Annotated in this window: 16 protein-coding genes; 5 read left to right on the top strand and 11 right to left on the bottom strand. The window is 51.0% G+C overall.

Features of this window, described 5'->3' with window-relative positions; all coding sequences use genetic code 11:
• Positions 1-8: 8 nt before the first annotated feature.
• Positions 9-332, bottom strand: a complete 324-nt coding sequence (soxS, locus tag MPHASIOC01_RS25515) for a superoxide response transcriptional regulator SoxS (protein ID WP_064596710.1) — start codon at positions 330-332, stop codon at positions 9-11.
• Between the two features lie 84 nt (positions 333-416).
• Here soxS and soxR point away from each other — a divergent pair, with 84 nt between their 5' ends.
• From soxR to MPHASIOC01_RS25500, 3 genes are all read left to right on the top strand, one after another.
• Positions 417-875, top strand: coding sequence for a redox-sensitive transcriptional activator SoxR (gene soxR, locus MPHASIOC01_RS25510; RefSeq protein ID WP_064596709.1), 459 nt, complete (start codon positions 417-419; stop codon positions 873-875).
• 347 nt (positions 876-1,222) lie between these two features.
• Entirely contained in the window at positions 1,223-1,885 is a 663-nt protein-coding gene (locus MPHASIOC01_RS25505; protein ID WP_064596707.1) for a glutathione S-transferase family protein, read from the top strand.
• Positions 1,886-2,219: 334 nt separating this feature from the next.
• Positions 2,220-3,569, top strand: a complete 1,350-nt coding sequence (locus MPHASIOC01_RS25500; RefSeq protein ID WP_064596705.1) for an NCS2 family permease — start codon at positions 2,220-2,222, stop codon at positions 3,567-3,569.
• Positions 3,570-4,418: 849 nt separating this feature from the next.
• On the opposite strand, the gene MPHASIOC01_RS25495 is transcribed toward MPHASIOC01_RS25500, so the two are convergent.
• The 5 genes from MPHASIOC01_RS25495 to MPHASIOC01_RS25475 all read right to left on the bottom strand — a co-directional run bounded on the left by MPHASIOC01_RS25495 (position 4,419) and on the right by MPHASIOC01_RS25475 (position 9,324).
• Positions 4,419-5,795 (bottom strand): carbohydrate porin, encoded by a 1,377-nt coding sequence (locus MPHASIOC01_RS25495; protein WP_353613560.1) that lies wholly within the window; start codon positions 5,793-5,795, stop codon positions 4,419-4,421.
• Positions 5,796-5,954: 159 nt separating this feature from the next.
• Positions 5,955-6,257 (bottom strand): PTS lactose/cellobiose transporter subunit IIA, encoded by a 303-nt coding sequence (locus tag MPHASIOC01_RS25490; protein WP_064596701.1) that lies wholly within the window; start codon positions 6,255-6,257, stop codon positions 5,955-5,957.
• A 6-nt stretch (positions 6,258-6,263) separates the two neighbouring features.
• Positions 6,264-7,652 carry a glycoside hydrolase family 1 protein gene (locus tag MPHASIOC01_RS25485; RefSeq protein ID WP_064596699.1) on the bottom strand — a complete coding sequence of 463 codons (1,389 nt, stop codon included), beginning with the start codon at positions 7,650-7,652 and terminating at the stop codon, positions 6,264-6,266.
• Positions 7,653-7,670: 18 nt separating this feature from the next.
• Positions 7,671-8,996: a PTS sugar transporter subunit IIC gene (locus MPHASIOC01_RS25480; protein ID WP_064596697.1), complete on the bottom strand. Its 1,326-nt coding sequence runs from the start codon at positions 8,994-8,996 to the stop codon at positions 7,671-7,673.
• Between the two features lie 13 nt (positions 8,997-9,009).
• The gene (locus tag MPHASIOC01_RS25475; protein WP_064596696.1) at positions 9,010-9,324 is read right to left on the bottom strand and encodes a PTS sugar transporter subunit IIB; all 315 of its coding nucleotides are present in this window, start codon (positions 9,322-9,324) and stop codon (positions 9,010-9,012) included.
• A 291-nt stretch (positions 9,325-9,615) separates the two neighbouring features.
• On the opposite strand from MPHASIOC01_RS25475, the gene MPHASIOC01_RS25470 reads away from it, so the two are divergent.
• The gene (locus tag MPHASIOC01_RS25470) at positions 9,616-10,566 is read left to right on the top strand and encodes a LacI family DNA-binding transcriptional regulator (protein ID WP_064596694.1); all 951 of its coding nucleotides are present in this window, start codon (positions 9,616-9,618) and stop codon (positions 10,564-10,566) included.
• 1,998 nt (positions 10,567-12,564) lie between these two features.
• Positions 12,565-14,211, top strand: a complete 1,647-nt coding sequence (locus MPHASIOC01_RS25465; RefSeq protein WP_064596532.1) for a Na+/H+ antiporter — start codon at positions 12,565-12,567, stop codon at positions 14,209-14,211.
• A 2-nt stretch (positions 14,212-14,213) separates the two neighbouring features.
• On the opposite strand, the gene MPHASIOC01_RS25460 is transcribed toward MPHASIOC01_RS25465, so the two are convergent.
• The 5 genes from MPHASIOC01_RS25460 to fdhF form a co-directional block, all read right to left on the bottom strand.
• Positions 14,214-15,107, bottom strand: a complete 894-nt coding sequence (locus MPHASIOC01_RS25460) for a LysR substrate-binding domain-containing protein (protein ID WP_353613559.1) — start codon at positions 15,105-15,107, stop codon at positions 14,214-14,216.
• Between the two features lie 385 nt (positions 15,108-15,492).
• The gene (gene actP, locus MPHASIOC01_RS25455; RefSeq protein ID WP_197499266.1) at positions 15,493-17,148 is read right to left on the bottom strand and encodes a cation/acetate symporter ActP; all 1,656 of its coding nucleotides are present in this window, start codon (positions 17,146-17,148) and stop codon (positions 15,493-15,495) included.
• On the bottom strand, positions 17,142-17,456 hold the full coding sequence (locus MPHASIOC01_RS25450) for a DUF485 domain-containing protein (RefSeq protein ID WP_064596536.1): 315 nt from the start codon (positions 17,454-17,456) through the stop codon (positions 17,142-17,144). The genes actP and MPHASIOC01_RS25450 overlap by 7 nt, the downstream gene beginning before the upstream one ends.
• Before the next feature lie 131 nt (positions 17,457-17,587).
• Positions 17,588-19,546 (bottom strand): acetate--CoA ligase, encoded by a 1,959-nt coding sequence (acs, locus tag MPHASIOC01_RS25445; protein ID WP_353613558.1) that lies wholly within the window; start codon positions 19,544-19,546, stop codon positions 17,588-17,590.
• 354 nt (positions 19,547-19,900) lie between these two features.
• Entirely contained in the window at positions 19,901-22,048 is a 2,148-nt protein-coding gene (gene fdhF, locus MPHASIOC01_RS25440; RefSeq protein ID WP_353613557.1) for a formate dehydrogenase subunit alpha, read from the bottom strand.
• Positions 22,049-22,116: the final 68 nt, after the last annotated feature.

The following is a 22,116-nucleotide window of genomic DNA, read 5'->3' as shown; positions in this document are numbered from 1 at the left end:
TTTTCCAGTCAGGCCTGTAACCGGTAGTCGGTTGGTGTCCGGTCAAACTGGCGACGAAAAATGCGTGAGAAGGTTTGTTGCGACACATAGCCATAGTCCATGGCGATGTCGAAAATAGGGCGTTCGGTTGTTCGTAACGCCTCCGCTGCCATTGCCAGCCTGCGTTGGCGGATATAATCGCCCAGCGTTTGGTGCATTACTCCCCGAAACATCCGCTGTAAGTACCATTTCGAATAGCCTGATTTCTGCGCCACAACATCAATGTTTAAAGGCTGATCAATATGTTCATCAATCCACTCAACCAGCGTCTGGATAATATCCTGATGTGACATAAGACTCCCTCGCGTTGCTCTCAATTAGAAAGTTTCATCTGGGGCGAGTATAATTCCTCAAGTTAACTTGAGGTAAAGCGAATTATGCAAAATAAATCTCCCCGTATAAAAGCGCTCCTCACGCCTGGTGAGGTTGCCCGACGTAGTGGCGTGGCGGTTTCTGCGCTGCATTTTTATGAAACTAAAGGCCTAATCAAAAGTACGCGAAATAGTGGTAATCAGCGGCGTTATACGCGTGATGTGCTGCGTTATGTGGCAATTATCAAGATTGCGCAACGTATAGGTATTCCCCTGGCAACCATTGGTGATGCTTTTAGTGTCTTACCGGAAGGGCACCGCCTGACTCCCGCGGAGTGGAAACAGCTTTCCTCGGGCTGGCGGGAAGAACTGGATCATCGTATCAAAACGCTGGAAGCACTGAGGGATGAACTGGATGGTTGTATTGGCTGTGGCTGCTTGTCGCGCAGTGACTGTCCATTGCGCAACCCGGGCGATAAACTGGGCGAGCAAGGTAGCGGTGCTCGTCTGCTGGAAGATAAGTAAGCGGCAATAACGACGAAAGCGCCATTACTGGCGCTTTCGTTTTGCCGGTTGTCTTTCGCTCTATCCCGCATTGGGCAGGAGGGTTTCCCCCGACATCGGAGCCCCTTACAGCCTGTGCTTTCAGGTACCGGTATACCCCGACATCAGTAATTATAGTTCATTGTATGAAAAACACACAATTTTTTGTTGTGTATTTATTCTCTAAATATTTTCATAAGTTTGCCGACACTTCTTTATAGTTTTCAGTTTGATATTGTCAGTGTATGGTTTGTTTTGCGCATTGCCTCCCGGCAAATTTGCTTATTTTGAATATAGTTAAAGCAGTGTGTTCTTTTTAGGGGACAAGTATGAAACTGCATCATCTCACTAACTCACGTTCTCACCGGGTCCTCTGGATGCTGGAGGAGTTAGGCTTACCCTATGAGTTGGTGCGTTATAAACGGGAAAGTACATTGTTAGCGCCGGATGCACTGAAACGGGTCCATCCTCTGGGAAGCTCACCTGTCCTGGAAGATAATGGCCTTGTGCTCGCAGAGTCGGGGGCCATTCTGGAATATCTCCAGGAGACCTATGACATTGAAAGTCGATTTAAACCAGCCTCAACCCAGTCTCGTGCCGATTACCGATTTTGGTTGCATTATGCTGAAAGCTCGCTGATGCCACTGATGGTAATGAAAACGGTATTTGGTAACCTGGATAAGCCCCCGGTACCAGAAACCTTCCGCACGATTGGCGCGATGTTCGGTGAGGCAGTACAAAAAACCTGGCTTAATCGTCGAATTGATATTCATGTTAATTTCATTGAAAAACACCTGGGGCTTCATGAATGGTTTGCTGGCGACGCTATCAGTTGTGCGGACTTTCAAATGAGCTTCCCGGTGATTGCCATGCTTGCCCGGAGCCTTCCCGAAGAGTTGCCTCACACTCGCCGTTGGCTTACCGCGGTGGAATCACGCGTAGCCTGGCAGAAAGCTATCGAGGTTGGCGGGCCTCTGGCCCTAAGCACCTGATGACAAGTGTGGTGCCTTTTACCACTCTGGCAGGTTGAATGCTGCAATATTGTTGCAGCATTGCGCATATACGATAACGATTGCGCATGAGCTGGTTAATCTCTGGTCAACAGAACGTTTTTTTTCGCTAAAAGCTGCACAGTAAAGTTGAAAAGGGCTGTGAGAAGGCTTGATAATCGCAGGCCTTAAAAAACAGTCAGTGTTTTCGCTTGCGAAGTTAAACGTTTGCATTTGTGGTGCCTCGCTTTACCTCACGTCAGTTGCGGGAAGTTTATGTTTACCGGGTTGCCTCTTCGCAGTAAAACCAGCCAAGAAATCTCAGAGGATTTTCAGTATGTCTACACCTTCTCCGCGTGCCGGGGGCTCTCTCGACGCCTGGTTCAAAATTTCAGCTCGTGGCAGCACCGTGCGCCAGGAGGTCATCGCTGGCCTGACAACCTTCCTCGCCATGGTTTACTCCGTTATTGTCGTACCAGGCATGCTCGGTAAAGCAGGTTTTCCACCCACAGCCGTATTTGTGGCAACATGCCTGGTCGCGGGTTTTGGTTCCCTGCTTATGGGGCTGTGGGCCAACCTGCCACTGGCTATTGGTTGCGCTATCTCATTAACTGCTTTTACGGCATTCAGTCTGGTGCTGGGTCAACACATCAGTATCCCGGTTGCATTGGGAGCGGTATTTCTGATGGGGGTTTTGTTCAGCGTTATTTCCGCTACGGGCATTCGTAGCTGGATCCTGCGTAACCTGCCAGCGGGCGTTGCGCAAGGCACCGGAATTGGGATTGGTCTGTTCCTGTTATTGATTGCCGCCAATGGGGTGGGGCTGGTGATTAAAAACCCACTGGATGGTCTGCCGGTTGCTCTGGGGGATTTTGCCAGTTTCCCTGTGATTATGTCACTGATTGGTCTGGCAGTGATAATTGGCCTGGAAAAACTGAAAGTGCCGGGCGGGATTCTGATAACTATCATTGGGGTTTCTGTTGTTGGGCTGATTTTCGACCCTTCAGTTCATTTTCACGGTTTCTTCCAAATGCCTTCTCTGAAGGATGAGCATGGGCATTCACTGATTGGCAGTCTGGATATCATGGGGGCGCTGAACCCGGTTGTCTTACCCAGTGTGCTGGCTTTGGTTATGACCGCTGTATTCGACGCCACCGGTACTATTCGCGCTGTGGCAGGGCAGGCAAATCTGCTGGACAAAGACGGGCAGATTATTGATGGCGGTAAAGCACTGACCAGTGATTCTGTGAGTAGTGTGTTCTCCGGGCTGGTGGGGGCCGCGCCTGCGGCTGTCTATATTGAGTCTGCTGCGGGTACAGCGGCTGGCGGGAAAACCGGCCTGACAGCTGTGGTGATTGGGTTGTTATTCCTGTTGATTATGTTCCTGTCTCCACTGTCTTACCTGGTGCCTGCTTATGCTACTGCACCGGCACTGATGTATGTGGGGCTGCTGATGCTGAGTAATGTGTCTCGCCTTGATTTTGATGATTTTGTAGATGCAATGGCAGGACTTATCACAGCGGTGTTTATTGTCCTGACTTGTAACATTGTGACCGGAATTATGCTGGGTTTTGCTGCGCTGGTCATTGGCCGTATTGTGTCTGGTGAGTGGCGTAAGCTGAATGTGGGTACGCTGGTGATTGCCGTTGCTTTGGTGGTGTTTTATGCCGGGGGATGGGCGATTTAAGGGGCTCGCCCCCTTTGCAATCCCCGTTTTCGCGGGCAACCGGTGCAGTATAGTATGCTCACCGGGGGTTGTTATTTTCGTTCACTTGCAGTGTGGCTGTTTCCGTTCACCTGGACTGATGTGAAGGTTCCGTTCACCTGAAGTGATGCGCTCAATGTGGCTGTACAGCCAGTGAACGTGTTAAGGGGCCCGCCCCTTAACAATCCGGTTATTCGCGGGCGACCGGTGCTGCGAACTGCGTTCACCTCCGGGCAGTCAGCCTGCGGCCGGCTCGACTCGGCGTCCTGCCTCGTTTCGCCTTATTCCGCCGTCCGGGCGGAATAACCTTGTATTCCTTTCTGCGGTTCACCGGTCTTACGCGAACTGTCCCCGCTGCAAGTAGCGGGGCTTTTTGTGTTGTCTGGTGTGGCTGGGGGATTTGTGCCTGGTATGTCTTTGTGTGTTTTTTGCTGTGAGCATGCAGGTGGGTGTGGGGTGTGGCCTCTAAATCGTTGAGGCGTGCCTGGCGGGCCGGGGCTGCCTGCAGGACGCAGGCAGAGCGACGGGAGGCAGGATGCCGACTCGGAGCGGTACCTGAACAGGCCGCCGGGGTAAGCCGAATGTCCGCGTAGCGGCGATTTTGCCGGCCACAAAAGGGGGTGCAGGGGGCCAGTGCCCCCTGCGGGCGCCGGGCGCAGTTGGCGAGAGGAAGCAGTGTAATAGATTCGGCGCGCAATTTGCTCCGTGCTGGCAGAGCATTTTACTGTGGCGGAGTACTGATTACTGAACCTGTTACCAGTGTGGTGACTGTTTCGTTCACCACGACTGGTACTCCCGCAGCCAGTGAACTGCGGGAGACAGTGCAAAGCATCAGAACCAGGCTTCCCACATTGCGCCAACGTTGAAATCATCGAGAGTCTGGTCATCTGTACCGCTAACATGCGCAGTACGTTGGTTATCCACCTGGCCCCCTGTCACGTAGAAGCGCAACATCGGGCGGAACTCCGGCCCCATCGCGATCGAAATATTTTGTGAGAGTGTCAACTTCCAGCCTTTATTCTCTCCGCCCTGATCATACCTGACAAGCTGATAACCCGCTTCCAGCCAGGTAGAATGAACATCGTTCCACCAGTACATTGGACGAATAATTGCACCATAGTTCTTACGGTTGTCAGTATTGTCTGCTTTGTTATCGTAATCGTGGAACGCCAGCAGGTATTCAACTTGCGCACGTTGCGAGAATTTATGCAGACCCTCAAAGCTGGCATAGACAGTTGTGAGATCTTTGGTTTTGTTGAATACACTGTTATCTGAATGATCAGAGTAACGGGCGATAATTTTGTTCACTCCACTGTCATTGGTATGGCTCAACACCACACCTCCTTGCCAGGCTTTCATTCGCTCACTGCTATCAATTGCTTTGGAATCAAACCCATAGTTAGCATACAGTTCCAAATCAAGCGGGCCGACTTTCATACCGTGGATTTTGGATGTCAGGGCGTAGTTGCCTTTATCGCCAGTACCTGAGCCACCGGTGCAGGTGATACGAGACGGGTTAGTCTCATCCTGCATCACTTCCGGGCTACAGGATTCCACCGCCGCCACGGCCGCGACATCAAACTGAACACCACCAATATCAAAGTTTTTCACCCCGGCACCCTGGCCGTCGTGGTTCATCCAGAAATAGTCATTGATACCTTGTTGAGGGCGCTGGTGGAAATCCCGACCAGCCCAGAAGTAGGCGTTCGGGTTAGAGTCCAGCAGGTTTGTTACCCCAGCATAAGCCTTTTTCAGGTTAACTTCGTCACCCCAATGGTCAAACATGACGTTAACGTCCCAGATTGCGCCGTTATCGCCTTTAAACGCTTTAGAAAGCTGGAATTCACCGCCATTACCTTCGTTGCCAAGCCGCCCAATTGCCGACGCACCATTATAGGAGCCATCCACACCAACGTATTTCTGATCGCCAGACTGAAAATGCGCACCATAGCGGGCATAACCAGTAAATTTCACGCCAAATGGAATCGCCATATCCGGCGACTGGGCCGCACTTTGTGGCTCAGTGATGACATCGGCTTTTTTGTCGGTTGCTGCATCTATTTTTGCCTGCCGCTCTGCCAGTGCTTTATCAACGGCCTTTGCTACTATGGCGTCAATTTGCTCCTGAGTAAATTCTTGTGCGAGTACGGATATTGGGCAAAATGCAGCCGCAACTGCCATTATTAATGGGAGTTTTTTCATTTTCATTTTGTCTATCTCATTATATTAAGTTATTTTTTTGGCAATAATCATCCTGTACTGGTATGACAGAATTTTCATCTGTCATCAGTATTCAGGAATAGATTCAGAGGTACAGAGTATTAAAAAATTACCGGAATAATTTCTCCATGATAAATATTGTGGCTGTTAACGCTGGTAAAGGTGAATAATCTCTTCGCATAATTCACGGGCCAGTAGCGAATTCATTAAATGATCCTGTGCATGTACCATAATTAATGTCATCGGCTGGCGAGCTTCTCCTGCATCCTGTTCTATCAATTTAGTTTGCATATGATGCGCCCGGCGAGCATAACCATCGGCCTCATGTAACAGTTTTTTTGCCCCGTCAAAATCACCAGTACGCGCAGCATGCAGGGCTTCAAAACATAAGCTTCTGGACTGACCTGCGTTGGTGATTATTTCCATTACTGCATCTTCCAATTCAACCATTATTAGTTACTCCTCATTGAAACCATTATTAAAAGCGGTAATGGCAAACCACTCTCCACTTTTCTTGATAGTGCGTTTTTGTGTAGCTAAATCCAGTTGTACAAAACCGTAGCGGTTTTTATATGCATTACACCACGACCAGTTATCAATGAATGTCCACATATGGTAACCAAGACAATTACAACCTTCGCTAATTCCTTTGTGTAACCATTTAAGATGGCCGGAAATAAAGTCGATACGGTATTGGTCGTTAATTTGCCCGTTTTCAATAAAACGCTGTTCGTTTTCAACACCCATTCCATTTTCTGAAATAAAACATCGCGGGTTACCATAATTATCGCGCAAATTAACTAAGATATCGTAAATGCCGGGTTCATAGATTTCCCATCCACGATACGGATTCATTTTCCTTCCCGGCATTTCGTAATTATCAAATAGCCATTCCGGCATAAATGGCATTAAGGGGTTCACGATGCTATCACGGTATTTCACACGGCGTGGCTGATAGTAGTTAATACCCAGCAGGTCGATTTTTCCTTCAGCAATAGTGCCGCTGTCTTCCTCCTGGCATTTTGGTAACTGGTCGTAGTCTTTGAGTAACTCCACCAGGTCAGCAGGGTATTTGCCTCGCAGTACCGGGTCGAGAAAACTGCGGTTAAACAGTAAATCCGCATGATGTGCTGCTTTTTGGTCCTCCGGATTTTGTGAGCGTGGATAAGATGGCGTGAGATTCAGAACGATACCGATTTCTCCCGCATAATGCCCTGCCCGGAATGCCTGAACAGCTTTAGCATGTGCCAGTACAGTGTGATATGCCACTGTTGCAGCACGGCGAAAATCAACGACATTCGGATAATGGAAATCATACAGATATCCCCCTTCCACTGGCACAATGGGCTCGTTGAAGGTAAACCAGTGCAGAACCCGGTCTCCGAACAGCTCAAAGCAGATTTTGGCGTAGCGGGCATAGGCATCGACAACTTCGCGGTTTTCCCATCCGCCTATTTCCTGCATTGCCATCGGCATATCGAAGTGGAACAGAGTAATAAAAGGTGTAATGCCCTGTTCAATTAACTCGTTAATAACCTGGTTATAGAAGGTAACTGCCTCAGGGTTAACCTCACCAATGCCGTCCGGGATAAGACGTGCCCAGCTTAAAGATGTACGAAAACTGTTGTGATTAAGCTGTTTCAGTAACTGAATATCCTCTTGCCAGTAACGGTAAAACTGGGATGTATCCTGAGGGCCAATTTCCTGATGGAACCGGTGGGGTTGGCGGGCAAACCAGTGATCCCATGTGGTCTCCCCTCTGCTGGTGTAATAACCTTCGCCTTCACTTTGTAGTGCGGAGCTGGCGCTGCCCCACCAGAAATTTTCGGGGAATACATATTTCATTATTCTTACCTCTGCGTCTCAGTTACTGATAGTTTCTGCAGCACCTACTCTCGCTTGCGTTTTCTGTTCTTCTGTTTTCATTAAAGAACGCTCATACGCGCGCAAAAATGGAAGGTAAATCAGAGCAGAAACCACCATACAGATAAGGCACATAATCACCGGGCTTAATGCCCAGTTAGCTGCCCACGACGCGCCGATTGGTGCGGGCGTGGTCCAGGGTGTGAGTGAAACTACCTGTTCCAGCCAGCCCAGTCGGGTTGCTGTATACGCCAGCACGGCGTTAACCAACGGCACGCAGACAAAAGGGATAAACAGCATCGGATTCATGATGATAGGGGCACCGAACAAGATAGGTTCGTTGATGTTAAAGAAACTGGGGACGATACCCATCTTGCCGATGGTACGCAGGTGTGTGGTACGGCTGCGCAGTAACAGGAAAGCCAGTGGTAAGGTGGAGCCCACGCCGCCAATTAACAGATAATGATCCCAGAAACCCTGCAGGTAGACGTGCGGTAGTGCCACGCCTGCGGCCAGTGCGGCCTGGTTTGCAGACAGGTTAGCCATCCAGAACGGGTTCATAATGCCTGTAACAATCAGTGAGCCGTGGATACCCGCGAACCAGAAGATTTGACAGAGTAAAACGGAAAGCAGGATTGCAGGCAAGGAGTCTGATGCGGAAACCAGTGGTTCCAGTAAGTGCATAATCGCCTGCGGAATGATCATTCCGGTTTGCGCTTCAATAAACAAGTTTAATGGGTGCAATGTGGCAATGACTACCAGTACCGGAATCAGTATTTCAAATGAGCGTGCCACGCCGGTTGGTACTTCTTTTGGCAGGCGAATAGTCACATTATTCTGTTTTAACCATGCATAGACTCGCGTTGAGTAGATGGAGGTGACCAGGGCGGTGAAAATGCCCTGGCCAGACAAGTACTGAGTGGAAATTTTACCATCTGCATACGGTGCAGCGACCAGCAAGAATGCCATGAATGCCAGCAGACCAGACATCACCGGGTCAAGGTTGAACTGACGTCCAAGGCTGGCACCAATGCCAACCGAAATAAAGAATGTCATCACGCCCATACTGAGGTTAAACGGTAACATCAGTTGTGCACGATATGTTTGGGAAAAATCCAACCAGCCACGGGCAAATGAATTAGTGGTATCAGCAGAAAAGGGTGGAAAGATAAATACCAGCATAAACGAGCCGATTATCATAAAGGGTAACGCGGCAGTAAAACCATCACGAATCGCGATAACGTATTTTTGCTGCCCGAGTTTCCCCGCCAGAGGAGTGAGGGATTGCTCAATAAAAGCAATCATAGACTGATATAACGAACTCATGAATTCACCTTACTTAGTGCGTCGCGTCGATGAGCGACAGAGCAAAATCGAGTACCTTATCGCCACGCTGCATGCCGTAATCCATCATATCGATGGCTTGTACAGGAATGCCTTGAGTGGCGGCCTTATCAGAGAGTGTTTTTAACATATATTTAACTTGTGGCCCGAGAAGCACTACCTGATATTGTGGAAACTGAGTGTCAAATTCGGAAACACCATATGCATCAATCTTGACTTGCAGATTTCTTTCTTCGGCTACTTCAACCATTTTCCGCACCAGAAGGCTGGTGGACATCCCGGCAGAGCAGCACAGCATAATCTTGAACATTGACGACCATCCTCGAAAGATAAAAAGTTGTTGCGCTCATGATTGGATATCATGTGGAAACCGGTTTCCATTTTTGAGATTAAGAAGTGTGATGCTTATCAATTTCTACTAATTAATAGGGTAAATAATCAGATTTACCTCACGGAATTGCTTATTTTTACAGCGCTTAGTACTGGTGTGGAAAATCGGTTTCCATGAAAAACGGAAACAGATATACTGGAAAAATCGGCACGATGAGCTATGCCGTATTCACAATTACAAGGATTATGTGAGACTTGTCAGGGGAGAACGATGTCTACAATCAACGATGTATCACGTCTGGCCGGGGTGTCCAAAGCCACTGTGTCACGGGTGTTGAGTGGTTCGCGCGGTGTAAAGGAAGAGAGTCGTCAGGCGGTACTAAAAGCGGTTGATGAACTGAACTACCGACCCAACGTGATTGCACAGTCGTTGCTCAGTCAGTCCACTGGCTGTATCGGTGTGATTTGTGCACAGGATAATATTCATCAGACAACCGATTATCTCTACGCACTGGAAAAGCAGCTTAGCGAACACCAAAAACATTTGCTGTTGCGATTTGCGAATACTAAAGCGGAAGTGTTACGTGCTCTACATGAGCTTTCTAGTGGTCTGTGTGATGACATACTCATCATCGGTGCGCGTTTTGTGCTCAATATTGAACAAGAAAACGTCATTCTGGTCGATTGTATAGAGCAAGAGAATTCCAATAATATTCAGTTTGATCATGCCTTTGCAGCGGAAACTGCCTGCAACTACCTGGCAAGTCAGGGGCGTCACCAGATAGCATTGATTCACCCGCTCAGTAGTGGGTTTGCCGATCAGGTGTTGTTCGGTTATAAACAGGCACTGGAGAAAAACTTCCTGCCGTTTAATCGCAACCTGGTGTTTATGGGCTCTTCCTCGTCTTCTGTGGCATTGCAGGAACTGCTTAACAATGCCAGTACGTTCAATTTCAATGCGTTGCTGGTTGCTAATGAGCTGGAAGCCCAGCGAGTGATTCCGCAATTACAGGCGTTTAATAAATCAGTACCTGAGGATGTCATGGTGTTTAGCCTGGCAGGTTCACTGCATTTACCGGGCATACCGACGATACCGGCAATTGAATATTCGTTGGATGCGATGGCAGCAAGAATTGTGGCCTGGCTGGATGAAAAAACGCAGATGCTTGGTGGGTGTGTACTCCGTGGCGATCTGATTATTCCGGATATGCGTAAGCGCTGAGAATAAGTGTGGTGGGGGGCGGTTCACTTTGCTTAGTGTAATGTGTCGCTGTTTCCATTCACTTCCAGTGTGGTGAAAGTTCCGTTCACCTGAAGTGATGGGGCTAATGTGGCTTCACAGCCAGTGAACGGGCTAAGGGGGCTCGCCCCCTTTGCAATCCCCGTTTTCGCGGGCGACCGGTGCTGCGCACTGCGTTCACCTCCGGGCAGTCAGCCTGCGGCCGGCTCGACTCGGCGTCCTGCCTCGTTTCGCCTTATTCCGCCATCCGGGCGGAATAACCTTGTCTTCCTTTCTCCGGTTCACCGGTCTTACGCGACACAACCCTCGCTGCAAGTAGCGGGGTTTTTTGTGTTGTCAGGTGTGGTTGTTGGATTTATGCGTTGTCTGTTTTCTTTGATTTTTGCTGAGATATGACAGGCGGGTGTGGGGTGTGGCCTCTAAATCGTTGAGGCGTGCCTGGCGGGCCGGGGCTGCCTGCAGGACGCAGGCAGAGCGACGGGAGGCAGGAAGCCGACTCGGAGCGGTACCCGAACAGGCCGCCGGGGTAAGCCGAATGTCCGCGCAGCGGCGATTTTGCCGGCCACAAAAGGGGGTGCAGGGGGCCAGTGCCCCCTGCGGGCGCCGGGCGCAGGGGGGGAGAGGAAGCAGTATGGCTGACACGGCGCGCAACTGGCTCTGTGCTGGCAGATTATTGTTACAGTGGTGACTGTTGTGTTCACTGTGTCAGTGTGGCTGTTTCCGTTCACCTGGACTGATGTGAAAGTTCCGTTCACTTGAAGTCGGGTGGTTAATGTGGCTTCACAGCCAGTGAACGGGCTAAGGGGGCTCGCCCCCTTTGCAATCCCCGTTTTCGCGGGCGACCGGTGCTGCGCACTGCGTTCACCTCCGGGCAGTCAGCCTGCGGCCGGCTCGACTCGGCATCCATGCCTCGGTTCGCCTTATTCCGCCATCCGGGCGGAATAACCTTGTCTTCCTTTCTCCGGTTCACCGGTCTTACGCGAACCGGCCTCGCTGCAAGTGGCGGGGCTTTTTGTGTTGTCTGGTGTGGCTGGAGGATTTGTACCCGGTATGTCTTTATTTATTTTTTGCTGCTGGCTTACAAACGGGTGGGTTTGGGTGGCCTCTAAATCGTTGAGGCGTGCCTGGCGGGCCGGGGCTGCCTGCAGGACGCAGGCAGAGCGACGGGAGGCAGGAAGCCGACTCGGAGCGGTACCCGAACAGGGCGCCGGGGTAAGCCGAATGTCCGCGCAGCGGCGATTTTGCCGGCCACAAAAGGGGGTGCAGGGGGCCAGTGCCCCCTGCGGGCGCCGGTGGTGAGAGAAAGCAGTATGGCTGACACGGCGCGCAACTGGCTCTGTGCTGGCAGATTATTGTTACAGTGGTGACTGCTGTGTTCACTGTGTCAGTGTGGCTGTTTCCGTTCACCTGGACTGATGTGAAAGTTCCGTTCACTTGAAGTCGGGTGGTTAATGTGACTTCACAGCCTGTGAACGGGCTAAGGGGGCTCGCCCCCTTTGCAATCCCCGTTTTCGCGGGCGACCGGTGCTGCGCACTGCGTTCACCTCCGGGCAGTCAGCCTGCGGCCGGCTCGACTCGGCATCCATGCCTCGTTTCGCCTTATTCCGCTATCCGGGCGGAATAACCTTGTCTTCCTTTCTGCGGTTCACCGGTCTTACGCGAACCGGCCTCGCTGCAAGTGGCGGGGCTTTTTGTGTTGTCTGGTGTGGCTGTGGGATTTGTGCGTTGTCTGTTTTCTTTGATTTTTGCTGAGATATTACAGGCGGGCGCCGGGCTCTGGTAGTGAGAAAAGGCAGTGTGATGGACACGGCGCGCAACTGGCTCTGTGCTGGCAGGTCATTTTACTGTACCTGCAGTTTTGCGTTCTGTTCAGAAGCAAGACTGCGCTTTGATTTTCAACTCGGTAAAAATTACTTTACTATCAGGTTGTACCACTCTTCAGACATAACAATCACCCGCAATTATACATCGCAGGAAAACATGGAAATTTTCTTCACGATTCTGATTATGACCTTACTGGTCTCCCTTTCCGGGATGGTGACACGCATGTTGCCATTTCGGGTTCCATTACCTTTAATGCAAATCGCGCTGGGTGCATTGTTCGCCTGGCCGCAGTTTGGCCTGCATGTGGACTTCAACCCGGAGCTGTTCCTGGTGCTGTTTATCCCGCCATTGCTGTTTGCCGATGGCTGGAAAACGCCAACCTCGGAGTTCTTACAACATGGTCGCGAGATTATTGGCCTTGCGCTGGTGCTGGTACTCATCACCGTGGCGGGAATCGGTTTCCTGATTTACTGGCTGGTGCCCGGTATTCCATTAGTGCCCGCTTTTGCTCTGGCTGCCGTGCTTTCGCCTACCGACGCTGTGGCGCTGTCCGGAATTGTTGGTGAAGGGCGCATACCGAAAAAAATTATGGGGATCCTGCAGGGTGAAGCGCTGATGAACGACGCGTCCGGCCTGGTATCACTGAAATTCGCGGTCGCGGTTGTCATGGGCACCATGGTATTCACCGTGGGCGGTGCGACTGTTGAATTCCTCAAAGTGGCTATTGGCGGGCTGGTTGCCGGTATTATTGTCAGCCTGGTGTATGGCCGTTCATTGCGCCTGATGAGCCGCTGGAGTGGCGATGAACCTGCCACGCAAATCTTACTGCTGTTCCTGCTACCGTTTGCTTCGTATCTCATTGCCGAGCATTTTGGTGTTTCTGGCATTCTCGCTGCGGTAGCTGCCGGGATGACAATAACCCGTTCAGGGGTAATGCGTACTGCGCCACTGGCTATGCGATTACGGGCGAACAGTGTCTGGGCTATGCTGGAGTTTGTGTTTAACGGCATGGTTTTTTTGCTGTTGGGGCTACAGCTACCGGGCATTATGGAAACTTCACTGGCAACCGCCAGTGCCGATCCGAACGTTGAAGTGTGGATGCTGTTTGCTGATATTGTGGTGATTTATATCGCCCTGATAGCTGTGCGTTTTACCTGGCTATGGGTGATGAAACGGTTCAGTTTGCGTTTTTTGCAAAACAACCCTATGTCTTTTTCTGACTGGAGCACTCGTGAGTTATCTATCGCTGCTTTTGCGGGAGTTCGTGGGGCGCTGACACTGGCTGGTGTGCTCGCTATCCCCTTGTTTCTGAAAGACGGTTCACTGTTCCCTGCCCGCTATGAAATGGTGTTTATTTCCGCGGGTGTGATTCTTTTCTCACTGGTTGTTGGCGTGGTGATGCTGCCATTATTACTGCGCCATATCACGGTGACTGACCACACGCTGATTTCCCGGGAAGAGCGTGTTGCCCGGTCGGCAACGGCTGAAGTGGCTATTGTGACTGTGCAGAAAATGGCGGAAAGGTTGGCGGCAGACAGTAAAGAGAATATTGATGACGAAGTTATCCGGGAAGTGAGCTCCAGGATTATCGGCAACCTGCGGCGCAGAGCAGGGGGACGCAGTGATGACACAAGCACAGCGCAAGAAGAAAACCTTGAGCGGCGCCTGCGACTGACAGCATTGCGTTCTGAGCGGGCGGAACTTTACCACCTGCGGGCGACTAAGCAGATCAGTAATGAAACCCTGCTAAAAATGGTCCATGACCTGGACCTGCTGGAAACATTGCTTATTGAACGTAGTTAATGTTACAGGCTGCCTGATGGCGGCCAGTGGTTCTTGCAACACGTTATCCAGGCTTGGGCACTGTGGGAAAGATAGCCCTCGTTACGCCAAATCATCGCCAGGGCCCAGTGCAGTTCGCTGTCCAGAGGCCGCCAGCTTAACAAGCCTGAATCCAGTTTTTGGCAAATGGGTTCGGGCAAAATAGCCAGACCTACCTGGGCCTGCACCATGGCAGCCAGAAAATCCCACTGCCCACTACGCACCGCAATTCTTGGGGTAATCCCTGACCCGGTGAACATCTGCATCAACTGGTGACTGAGGGAAAAATCCTCGTTATAAATCAGTAACGGTACATCGGCCAGTTGCGTGGGGGAAATGGTGACCATAGCCGCCCATTTAGAACCTTTGGGAACCACTACGCACAAAGGGTGTTGTGCCACATGCAGCGTAGTGAAATGTTGTTCGTCTTCAACAGGTAGTGCCGTTACAGCGACATCCAGTTCGCCATTTTGTACTGCCTGTTGCACTTTCAGCCCACCAAATTCGGAAATTTTTAACTCTACTCCCGGGTATTTTTGGCGAAAGTGGGCAATCGGGGAGGCCATAATCATCCCTACCATTGGCGGGATCCCAAGGCGCAAAGTACCGTGGTTCAACTGGCGAATATCGCTCAGTTCTGACTGGAGTTGCTGAACGTTATCCAGAATCACCCGGCCTTTGTCATACACGGCTTGCCCGGTATCAGTGAGCGACAATTTACGCCCCTGGCGAATCAGTAGCGTGGTGCCTAATTCATCTTCGAGATTGCGCAGCATCTTACTGATAGTGGGCTGAGTAACAAATAAGCTTTCGGCAGCACGGGTAAAGCTTTGCTGGCGCACCACCTCAACAAAATAACGCAACATGCGTATATCCATACCTGTCCTCCCAAACTATGCCATTTAACTATGATTTCGATAATGTTAATTCATTTCTGGAATTTTATCGCTTTCTTATACTGCGCCTTCTTTGCCGATAATTTCAGGATATTCTGGCTATGATCATTGCATTACGAATACTGGTACAGGGCATGCTATAACGCCTGCAGGCTCCGGTTCAGGTTGTGCTGTATACGGATTTATTTGTACTACCGGAATACCTGGTGCAGGGTGGCGTTTGCCGCTGCCTGCCAATCTGGCGGGGATGTTGCTGTGTTTTTGCGCCTGGCGATGATGTTGTCGGGGATAATTATGGTACTGGCCGCCTCAGGGGGGCTGGGAGATGTTTTGATAATCCCCCGGCGAACCGGGGGAGAAAACAATGTTAGTGCGATTTCCCCTGCTCAATACCGATGCCGGTTTGCGAACGGATAAACTGCGCCTGGAACAGCGAACGTTCATGTTTACCTGCTTCGCTGGTATCGGTAGCGGAGAAGAACCAGACACCAATAAAGGCCGCAAGCATGGAGAACAGCGCCGGGTATTCGTAAGGGAATATTGCAGTGGCGTGGCCAAGGATTTTCACCCAAATGGTTGGGCCAAGCACCATCAGCACGACTGCGGTGAGCAAACCTAACCAGCCGCCAGTCATTGCGCCGCGTGTGGTCAGTTTGGACCAGTACATCGACAGCAGAATAATCGGGAAGTTACAACTGGCGGCAATGGAGAAGGCTAGGCCCACCATAAACGCAATATTCTGTTTCTCGAACAAAATCCCCAGCAGAATTGCCACCACACCCAGCACCAGGACAGTAATTTTGGAAACTTTTAACTCCTGGCGTTCCGTTGCGCCTTTGCGAATAACGTTGGCATACAAATCGTGGGACACCGCAGACGCACCGGCCAGCGTCAGACCGGCGACAACGGCCAGAATAGTGGCGAACGCCACGGCAGAGATAAAGCCCAGGAACAGATTGCCACCTACAGCATCCGCCAGGTGAACCGCCGCCATATTGTTGCCGCCAATCAGTGCTCCAGCAGCGTCTTTAAACGTCGGGTTTGCACCCACTAACATAATGGCACCAAAGCCGATAATGAAGGTCAGGAAGTAGAAATACCCCATAAACCCAGTAGCATAGAACACACTTTTGCGTGCTTCACGGGCGTCGTTGACGGTGAAGAAACGCATCAGAATATGTGGTAACCCGGCAGTACCAAACATCAGCCCAAGCCCCAGAGACAGGGCGGATATCGGGTCACTCACTAACCCGCCAGGCCGCATAATCGCGCCACCTTTAGGGTGCACCGACATCGCTTCGGTAAACAGGTTATTAAAACTGAATCCGGCATGTTTCATGACCATAATCGCCATAAAACTGGCACCAAACAATAGCAGTACAGCCTTGATGATTTGCACCCAGGTGGTGGCCAGCATGCCGCCAAACAGCACATACATCACCATCAACACACCCACCATCACCACCGCAACATGGTAGTTCAGGCCAAATAACAACTGGATAAGTTTACCTGCGCCGACCATCTGTGCAATCAGGTACAACGCTACCACCACCAGTGAACCGCAGGCAGACAAGGTACGAATCGGGCGTTGTTGCAGGCGATAAGATGCCACGTCTGCAAAGGTATAGCGGCCGAGATTACGCAGGCGTTCGGCTATCAGAAACAGAATAATCGGCCAGCCGACCAGGAAGCCTAAGGAATAGATAAGGCCATCGTAGCCAGAGGTATATACCAGCGCGGAAATCCCCAGAAAGGATGCCGCAGACATAAAGTCACCGGCAATCGCCAGGCCGTTCTGGAAGCCGGTGATATTCCCGCCAGCGGTGTAGTAGTCGCTTCTGGAGCGGGTCCGGCGGGAAGCCCACCAGGTTATCCCGAGTGTCAGCACGACAAAAATGACAAACATAATAATTGCCTGCCAGTTAGTTGGCTGGCGTTTAACTTCCCCGGTGATGGCATCCGCACACTGTCCGGCCAGTGGCAATCCCATCATAAGTAATGTGGTCAACAAACGCATCATGATGGTTTTACCTCGCTGATAATGGCCTTCGTGAGTCGGTCAAATTCGCCATTTGCTCGCCAGACATACACGCCTGTCAGCACAAACGACAGTACGATAATGCCAATACCTACGGGTATGCCGCGGGTGACATTAGTGTCTGGCCCCAGCGGGGTCCCCAACCATTCGGGGGCAAAAGCGATAAGCATGATAAAACCAAAATAAACCACCAACATAATAGTGGTCAGGAAGGCGGCAAACCGTTGCCTTTTATGTACCAGTTCCTTGAAATATGGGGTGTTTTGTACCTGCTGATAAACGGTATCATTCATCGCAGCATCTCCAGAGGTAAGGTCAGTTTTGTTGTTGTTGGGGGTTATAGTTAGAATATTTAGCGTATCGAGCTGTATGCATCACAGATTGCGCCCTGCACGCAGTATGCAGGGCGGTGTATCGTGCCGAATTACGATGGCATTTTAATTGACTGTTTTTCCTCCAGTAATTTTTCTACAACACCGGGATCTGCCAGGGTCGAAGTATCGCCAAAGTTGCTGGTATCACCGGCGGCGATTTTGCGCAGAATACGGCGCATGATTTTCCCTGAACGGGTCTTCGGCAAGGCATCAGTCCAGTGCAACACATCAGGTGTTGCCAGTGGCCCAATCTCTTTGCGTACCCAGTTACGTACTTCGGTATACAGTGCCGGTGTGGGTTCTTCGCCATGAATCAGGGTGACGTAAGCATAAATAGCCTGGCCTTTAATGTTATGGGGGATCCCGACCACGGCAGCTTCAGCAATCAGTGGGTGGGAGACCAGTGCCGATTCAATTTCGGCAGTACCCAGGCGGTGGCCGGATACATTCAGCACATCGTCTACGCGCCCGGTTATCCAGTAATAACCATCTTCATCGCGGCGCGCACCATCTCCACTGAAATAGCGGTTTTTAAAGGTCGAAAAGTAGGTCTGTTCAAAACGAGCATGATCGCCAAACAGGGTGCGGGCCTGGCCGGGCCAGGAATCAGTGATAACCAGGTTACCTTCTGTCGCGCCTTCCAGCAGATTACCTTCGTTATCAACCAGTGCCGGTTGTACACCGAAGAAAGGCCTGGTGGCCGAACCTGCTTTCAGTTCAGTTGCGCCGGGTAACGGGGTTATCATGAAACCACCGGTTTCGGTTTGCCACCAGGTATCCATAACCGGGCATTTCTCGTTGCCGATTTTTTTCCAGTACCACTCCCAGGCTTCCGGATTAATCGGTTCGCCCACTGAGCCCAGAATACGTAATGATGAGCGGTCTGTGCCCTCTATAGCACTGTCACCTTCTGCCATAAGCGCCCGGATTGCGGTCGGTGCGGTGTACAGAATATTAACTTTATGCTTATCGACCACTTGTGCCATACGGTTCGGCTTCGGCCAGTTAGGCACGCCTTCAAATACCAGCGTGGTGGCGCCGCAGGCCAGTGGCCCATAAAGCAGGTAGCTGTGCCCGGTCACCCAGCCCACATCGGCAGTGCACCAGTAAATGTCACCATCGTGGTAGTCAAAAACATATTTAAATGTGGTAGCGGCATAAACCAGGTAGCCACCTGTAGTATGCAACACACCTTTTGGCTTGCCGGTTGAACCGGAGGTATAGAGGATGAACAGTGGGTCTTCCGCACTCATTTCAACGGCCTGGTGTTCATCGCTGGCGCCAGCCATACAATCGTGCCACCACAGGTCGCGGCCTTCATGCCATTGAACAGCGCCGCCGGTACGTTTAAGCGTTATCACATGCTCAATTGTGGTGACTTCCGGATGCTCAAGGGCTTCATCGACGTTCTTTTTCAGTGGAATTCCCCGCCCGGCGCGAACGCCTTCATCGGCGGTAATCACCATTTTTGCGCTGGAATCCACAATACGCCCGGCAACAGCCTCCGGGGAAAATCCACCAAAAATAACGGAGTGAACGGCACCCACACGGGCGCAGGCCAGCATGGCAACGGCGGCTTCCGGTACCATTGGCATATAAATCGCCACCACATCGCCTTTACGAATACCTTGCTGAGTTAACACATTGGCAAAGCGGCAGACGTCACGGTGCAGTTCACGATAAGTCAGTGTACTACTTTGGCTGGCATCATCGCCTTCCCAGATGATAGCCACCTGGTCGCCGCGGGTCGCGAGATGGCGGTCCAGACAGTTAGCCGCCAGGTTAAGGGTGCCATCCTCATACCACTTAATCGACACATTTCCCGGTGCAAACGAGGTGTTCTTTACTTTGGTATATGGCTTGATCCAGTCAAGGATCTTGCCCTGTTCACCCCAGAATGTGTCAGGATCCTGGCATGATTGTTGGTACATTGCCGCATATTGTTCCGGATTTATCAGGCAGCGTTCCGCAATAGTTGCGGGAATTGGGTGCTTGTGAATTTGGCTCATAGTTTTTTCTCCTTTCCTGATGTTAATAATATGTCGCGAAAAGGTTAATTGAAGTGGGCCTTATGGCTTTGTTTACTTTTTGGGCGAGAGATCACGCATTGTTTAAAGTGGTTTAATAAAACACCAAACATTCTTTGAAGCAGAGCGGAAAATAGTGCGAAATGTATTAACGAACATTACCGAAAAATGAAGAGAGAACAGGTGAATAGCGTTTCTGACTGAGTATTTTGTCTGCTACCGGAAGGATGTCATATGAGTTTCATCCTGGTTGTACAATAGCAGGACAATACCGGTTCGAATAAAAAAGCCGCACACCTGTTGGTGTACGGCTGGTGAGATAGCACACTGATGTTGTTACCCTTGCGCACTTTCCCGCAGGCGGTTTTTCAGTGCGTTATAACTCTCTATAACGTACTGTTCCGCTGCACTCTGGTCCGCAATGGGCTCAACCCGGACAGCACAGTATTTATACTCCGGCGTTTTGGTTATCGGGCTCAGGTTTTCAGTTACCAGCTCATTACAGGCACCTATCCACCATTGATATGTCATGTAGATAGCGCCTTTGTTGGGCCGGTCACTGACCTGGGCTCGGGTGATAATTTTACCTTTACGGGAATGCACCCATACCAGCGTTTCATCTTCAATACCCAGTTGTATCGCATCCTGAGTATTGATTTGCGCATAGCCGGGTTCATCTGCCAGTGCTGCCAGTGCCGCACAGTTGCCGGTCATGGAACGACAAGAGTAGTGGCCCACTTCACGCACGGTAGACAACACCATGGGGTATTCCTCTGTAAGCCTGTCCTGCGGAGCCACCCAGTCACAGGTGTAGAACTGCCCCAGACCATTAGCGCGGTCGAACTGTTTCGCATACAGGTAAGAAGTGCCCTGGTCTTCTGGCCCGGTATCGCGGCACGGCCACTGAATAAAGCCCAGCTCGCCCATTTTTTCATAGGTTGCCCCATAAAAATCCGGGCACAGATGCCGCAACTCATCCCAAATTTCCTGGGTGTTGTTGTAATGCATCGGGTAACCCATGCGCGTGGCGATTTCACTGATAATTTGCCAGTCTGTCTTCAGGTCCCACTGGGGTTCCACCGCTTTAAAGAAGCGCTGGAAGCCACGATCTGCCGCTGTGTATACCCCTTCATGCTCACCCCACGAAGTGGATGGCAGGATGACATCCGCTGCAGATGCGGTTTTGGTCATGAAGATGTCCTGAACAATAACCAGTTCCAGGTCATTAAACGCCTGGCGTACCGCAGAGAGTTCAGCATCTGTTTGCAACGGGTCTTCACCCATAATGTAAGCGGCTCTTACTTCCCCGTGGGCAACGCGGTGCGGTAGCTCGCTGATGCGGTATCCCGTTTCTGCTGGCAGTGAATCCACGCCCCATGCACTGGCAAATTTTGCGCGGTGCTCAGGGTTGTTCACGTACTGGTAGCCTGGGAAAGTATCCGGCAGTGCGCCCATATCGCAGGCACCCTGAACATTGTTCTGGCCACGTACCGGGTTAACGCCAGTATGGGGTTTGCCCAGGTTCCCGGTCAGCAATGCAAGGCTTGTCAGGGAACGAACAGTTTCCACGCCCTGGTAGAATTGCGTGACGCCCATGCCCCACAAGATCATCGCAGTTTTAGCGCCAGCATAGGTCCGGGCCGCTAGGCGGATTTGTTGTGCACTCAGCCCTGTAATGTCTTCGACGGATTCCGGGGTATAGCCCGCAACAATTTTCTGGTATTCCCCGAATTCTTCTGTGCGTGTGGCAACGAAGTCTTTGTCGTACAGGTTTTCTTCGATGATCACATGGCCCAGAGCATTGAGCAGGGCAATATTAGAACCATTACGCAAAGCAAGGTGTTGGTCGGCAATACGTACGGTTTCAATTTTGCGCGGGTCACACACAATGATTTTTGCGCCATTTTGTTTTGCGCGCAGAACATGCTTCGCAACAATAGGATGCGAATCCGCAGGGTTATAGCCGAAAATAAACAGTAAATCTGTGTCGTCAATTTCGTTGATGGCATTACTCATTGCGCCATTACCGACCGACTGGTGCAGACCTGCAACCGAAGGGCCGTGTCAGACGCGTGCGCAGCAATCGACGTTATTGGTGCCAATAACGGCGCGCGCAAATTTTTGCATCACGTAATTGGTTTCGTTGCCCGTACCACGGGAAGACCCGGTGGTCATAATGGCATTCGGGCCATATTTCTGTTTAATCGCACTCAGGCGTTCGCTGACATAATCCAGCGCAACATCCCAAGAAACGGCTTCCAGTTTGCCGCCGCGTTGGCGACGAATCATGGGGGACTTCAGGCGGGGAGTGAGGATCTGGGTATCATTGATAAAATCCCAGCCGTAATACCCTTTCAGGCACAAATCGCCTTCATTGGTTTTCCCGTTTGCGCCTTCGGCCTTGACGATTTTGCCGTTATTAACCACCAGGTTGATTTTGCAACCTGATGCGCAATAAGGGCAAACCGTGACAACTTTTTTCATCCGATTGGCTCCAGTGATAAGAGTAAGCGTGTGGCATGCCATCACGCGCGCCCATCAATGCATTTTCT

Origin of the sequence: Mangrovibacter phragmitis (assembly GCF_040429585.1) — a bacterium.
In the GTDB taxonomy this organism is placed as follows: Bacteria; Pseudomonadota; Gammaproteobacteria; order Enterobacterales; family Enterobacteriaceae; genus Mangrovibacter; species Mangrovibacter phragmitis.
The sequence above is the reverse complement of the archived record's forward strand: the minus strand, read 5'-3'. Positions and strand labels throughout refer to the sequence as shown.

Coding starts and splice junctions, on each gene's coding strand:
- soxS (WP_064596710.1), bottom strand. CDS start 332: ATGTCACATCAGGATATTATCCAGACGCTGGTTGAGTGGATTGATGAA.
- soxR (WP_064596709.1), top strand. CDS start 417: ATGCAAAATAAATCTCCCCGTATAAAAGCGCTCCTCACGCCTGGTGAG.
- MPHASIOC01_RS25505 (WP_064596707.1), top strand. CDS start 1,223: ATGAAACTGCATCATCTCACTAACTCACGTTCTCACCGGGTCCTCTGG.
- MPHASIOC01_RS25500 (WP_064596705.1), top strand. CDS start 2,220: ATGTCTACACCTTCTCCGCGTGCCGGGGGCTCTCTCGACGCCTGGTTC.
- MPHASIOC01_RS25495 (WP_353613560.1), bottom strand. CDS start 5,795: ATGAAAATGAAAAAACTCCCATTAATAATGGCAGTTGCGGCTGCATTT.
- MPHASIOC01_RS25490 (WP_064596701.1), bottom strand. CDS start 6,257: ATGGTTGAATTGGAAGATGCAGTAATGGAAATAATCACCAACGCAGGT.
- MPHASIOC01_RS25485 (WP_064596699.1), bottom strand. CDS start 7,652: ATGAAATATGTATTCCCCGAAAATTTCTGGTGGGGCAGCGCCAGCTCC.
- MPHASIOC01_RS25480 (WP_064596697.1), bottom strand. CDS start 8,996: ATGAGTTCGTTATATCAGTCTATGATTGCTTTTATTGAGCAATCCCTC.
- MPHASIOC01_RS25475 (WP_064596696.1), bottom strand. CDS start 9,324: ATGTTCAAGATTATGCTGTGCTGCTCTGCCGGGATGTCCACCAGCCTT.
- MPHASIOC01_RS25470 (WP_064596694.1), top strand. CDS start 9,616: ATGTCTACAATCAACGATGTATCACGTCTGGCCGGGGTGTCCAAAGCC.
- MPHASIOC01_RS25465 (WP_064596532.1), top strand. CDS start 12,565: ATGGAAATTTTCTTCACGATTCTGATTATGACCTTACTGGTCTCCCTT.
- MPHASIOC01_RS25460 (WP_353613559.1), bottom strand. CDS start 15,107: ATGGATATACGCATGTTGCGTTATTTTGTTGAGGTGGTGCGCCAGCAA.
- MPHASIOC01_RS25450 (WP_064596536.1), bottom strand. CDS start 17,456: ATGAATGATACCGTTTATCAGCAGGTACAAAACACCCCATATTTCAAG.
- acs (WP_353613558.1), bottom strand. CDS start 19,546: ATGAGCCAAATTCACAAGCACCCAATTCCCGCAACTATTGCGGAACGC.